At 32.0% G+C, this 4216-nt stretch carries 3 protein-coding genes; all 3 read right to left on the reverse strand.

Going from position 1 to position 4216, the window contains the following annotated elements:
- Positions 1 to 363: 363 nt before the first annotated feature.
- The 3 genes from V6137_RS20630 to V6137_RS20640 all read right to left on the reverse strand — a co-directional run bounded on the left by V6137_RS20630 (position 364) and on the right by V6137_RS20640 (position 4082).
- On the reverse strand, positions 364 to 1200 hold the full coding sequence (locus V6137_RS20630) for a YjjW family glycine radical enzyme activase (protein ID WP_425449834.1): 837 nt from the start codon (positions 1198 to 1200) through the stop codon (positions 364 to 366).
- Complete coding sequence (locus V6137_RS20635; protein WP_425449835.1) at positions 1193 to 2686, reverse strand: YjjI family glycine radical enzyme; 1494 nt, start codon at positions 2684 to 2686, stop codon at positions 1193 to 1195. The genes V6137_RS20630 and V6137_RS20635 overlap by 8 nt, the downstream gene beginning before the upstream one ends.
- A gap of 292 nt (positions 2687 to 2978) precedes the next feature.
- A complete protein-coding gene (locus tag V6137_RS20640) occupies positions 2979 to 4082 on the reverse strand; it encodes a S1C family serine protease (RefSeq protein WP_425449836.1) in 1104 nt (367 codons plus the stop codon).
- Positions 4083 to 4216 lie beyond the last annotated feature (134 nt).

Raw genomic sequence — 4216 nt, forward strand, 5'->3', positions numbered from 1 at the left:
ACCATACTTATATGTAGTAGTAGCCCACGCATTTGAAGTTACTGCAAATGTTACAAAAAATACTAATAACAAACTTATGATCTTTCTAGTATTATTTTTCATTATACACATTTCCCCCTTATATTTAGTTATTCATTAGTGTGCACCATAACTTTCTAGAAAGTAACATAATTATACATCTTAGCTAAAAAAAGTCAAACATTTCACCATATTCGGTTGTTTTTAGTGCATATTTGGTGAAATTTATTATTTTTTGCATAATAAAAAACCCTTTTTAACTTGTTTCATTTTCACTATTGCTAAAAAGGATTTTTCTTCATCTATATTTTATGGCTGTAAAGTTGGACTAGGCATGCCTAATCCCTACACTATGATTACATCAATACATCCATTGTACTTAGCTACATTTTCCAACTTATTCATCATATCATCTGAAGGAGTGTGACTTCCTATCATATCTTTCCTAACCCCAACGGGTCTATACTTTATTAGTTTATATCTTATCTCACTATCTAATGAAGCTAGTAATTTACTTATATTATCAACGTTATTATAGTTGTCTAAAACCTCTGGTACTATAACTGTCCTAATTTCGTATAGTTTTCCTATATCGGCTAAATACCTAATATTATCTATAACTATTTTATTACTTTTCCCTGTAAGTTTTTTATGTTCCCCTACATCAAAGGATTTCATATCCACCATTACCATATCGGTTACTTTCATTAACTTATCATTTTCATACAAAGAAACAGTACCATTGGTATCTATAAAGGTTGTTAGCCCCATCTTTTTCACTTCTTTAAATAGCTCTATTAAAAAGTGTGATTGAAGGGTACATTCTCCCCCAGACACTGTTATCCCCGATATAAACAGTTTATTTTTTTCTATTTCTTCTACAACTTCTTCTACAGACATTTCTTTTATTTTAGGTGAACTGTCCCTAGGGCAGATATCTATACATTTACCACATTCTTTACAAGTATTTTTATTCCATTTTACTTTATTATTATCCACAGTTAATGCATTGTAGGGACACTCTTTTACACATAGTCCACAATTTTCACACAAATTAATAGTTTCTGGGTTATGGCAATATAGGCAGTTAAAATTGCACCCTTGAAGAAATATAGCTGTTCTGTTTCCTGGACCATCTACTGAACTAAAGGGTACTATTTTATTTACTAGTCCTTTACCCATTACTTCTTACCTTTCTTTCAAGAATCTTAGCATTTTTAGCTGCACCTAGACCTAGTGCCACGGTATCCCTTAATACTTGTTCTCCCCTATCTAGTTTTTCTATTTCCGATTTTTTAACAAGATATCCTGTTATCCTTATTACGTCACAGTCTGAAGCATATAGGGAAAAGTATCTCATACCTCCCTTAAATCCTCCTTTTATAATATCTAAAATATACTTTGGATTTCTTTTTGTTGTTTCATCAAAGGGGAATATATCACCTATTCCCGATGGAAAGAACTTATGGAATCTTCCACATTGAAGTAAATGCTTTGGTAATTCTGGTTCTTCTCCAATGGGAATTCTACATCCAGGACTTATTCCATAGTCAGTTTCTATTCCAACTTGAGCATGAAGTAGAAATCTCCCATCTGTTATTTTACAGTATTTATTTTTATGTTTATTAACTTCTTCTTCTAGTTTCTTAATAATATCATATCCCAGATCATCAGCATGTTTGCTATGTCCAAATCTATCTTCTTTGTTATTGGAATCTATAAAGTGATTTACACATTCAGCTAAACCAAACATTCCAAACATGGCAGTAAATCTATCCTTATTTATTAATCCTTCCTTAACTAGAAAATTAGTTTCAAAGAAATTACTCTCTTCCATTAAAAATTTAACCCTCTCATCCATATATGATGCCATGATGTCCACAGCATAAGGTAGTACTTTATTTAAAAACTCCCCTTTATCTGTAGCCTCCTTGGCAAGGTCTGCTAAGTTAAGTCTAACCAATGTATAGCTACCGCCACCTATTGGTAAACCATTATAACAACTTGCTATACCATAATCCTCTCCTAGATCATTAACGAACATTTCATGATTGGCAAAACTAGGTTTAGCGGTTATAAGGGATGTTTCTATACACCTAATAGCAAAGTTTTCTGGAGTATCTTTACTATATTTTAGTGTTATATTTGGTATAGAAGTTTCCAACTCTTCTTCTGCCTTTAGTATAAGTCTTCCAGCTTTCGTATCTTCTGGTCCTATATTAGCATGACAGAAAGAGTCGGTTATAGTTCTATCTATATGCATTAAAAATAACTTTATAGCTTTATAGGCCTCGTCCTCGTCTTTTATGAATGGTTCTAGTAATTTATCTATATTCCCTATATATACTGGAAAAGATGTTATAGATGGAACATGTTTATATAATATTAATAAATTATTTGTAGCATCCCAAATATCTGTAGAAGGCTTTAGGCCTAAAAATTCACTTCCGTTTTTCATGAACTTTTCATAGTCTGGAACTATATATCTAGGTCTATAGGGCGCATTTCCTTCATTTAGGTCGCATATAATACCTTCTTTTATATATTCTTTTCCTTTATCAGAGACATTCATCACACTAAGTGAATTTTCAGCAGCTCTCGCCAGTGAAAGAACTTTTTGTTCATAGGTTAATGTCTTATCTTTTATTATATTTAAAGTTTCACTCATATTTATCCCTCCATATTGAGTTTTAGTCTGAGTTTCAGTTTGAGTCTAAGATAGATAATTTTGCCAAAGGCAAAACTGTTGTTTTACTCAAACTTAGATTAAAACTCAAACTCATATATCAATCTTACATTAATTATATTTTATAATCTATATAAATTTTATTCAAATAAAAAGGTAGTGCAGGGGGGGAAGGTGCAGAGTACAGAGATAAAAAATAGGATTGGCATAGCCAATCCTATTTTTCTCTGCACTTTGCTCCCTGTACCCTGCTCTTTGCACTTTGCACCATCTTTTACTCATTTGGATTTATTATTCCCAACTTAACATCTACTGTCTTATATTTTTTATCTCTATATACTTTAATTTTCACTGTTTCATCGGGCTCATGTTTACCTATTATATTAGATAAATCCTCCACCGATTCTACTTTCTCTCCATCTATTTCCGTAATAATATCATCAACCCTTAATCCTGATTCTTCTGCTGGGCTGTTATAATATACTTTAGCTACATATGCTCCTTTAGGAATATCATAAGTTTTAGATATCTGATCAGTTACTGTTCTTATACCTACACCAATCCATGGTCTTTTTACATATCCATGATTTACTAATTCTTCTATAATTGGCATTGCATCGTTTATTGGTATGGCAAATCCCATGCCTTCTATTTGGGTATCTGTAAGTTTTGCACTATTTATTCCTACTATTTCTCCATCTTTGTTAACTAAAGCTCCGCCACTATTTCCTGGGTTTATAGCTGCATCTGTTTGTATAAGATTAAGTTCCTTTTCTCCTATTTTTAACTTTCTATCTATTGCACTTACTATCCCAGCAGTTACAGAGCCGGAAAATTCTTCTCCTGCAGGAGTTCCTATGGCAACTGCTAACTGTCCTACCTTAACTTTAGATGAATCTCCTAAATCCGCAGCTGGTAAATTATCTGCATTTATTTTTATTACTGCCAAGTCACTTTTTGCATCTCCACCTAATACCCTAGCATCAAAGGTTCTACCATCCTGTAATGTAACTTTTAAACTAGAAGCGCCTTCTACAACATGATTATTGGTTATTATATAACCATTTTCTCTATATATTATCCCTGAACCAGTTCCTTTTCTAACTCCAGCAGTATTAAAGAAATAATCCCTTACCTTCTCTTCTTTGCTTATCATAACAATAGAAGGAGTTACCTTATCTGCCACATCTATAACAGGGCTTTCAAAATACTCATTAATTTTAGATGCTTTAGTGGCCTCTGCTATGTCAGTTCTATTCGCTCCATCATTGTTAATCAGTCCGTAGGTTGAAAACCCACCTATAAGTATTCCTATAACTATTGATGCTAATACAATATTAAGTATTTTACTTTTTTTGTACTTGTTTTCATATTCCATTATATTACCCTCCTCGTATAATATAGTTAGAACATTTGATAGAAAATAAAGTTCTTTTCTACCGAACATTCTCACTAAAAATAACTTCAATATTCATATTCTTAAATAACCTTTTAATACAAAACTTATCTTAT

It is taken from the genome of Dethiothermospora halolimnae (genome assembly GCF_037577855.1).
Classification (GTDB): domain Bacteria; phylum Bacillota; class Clostridia; order Tissierellales; family VENL01; genus Dethiothermospora; species Dethiothermospora halolimnae.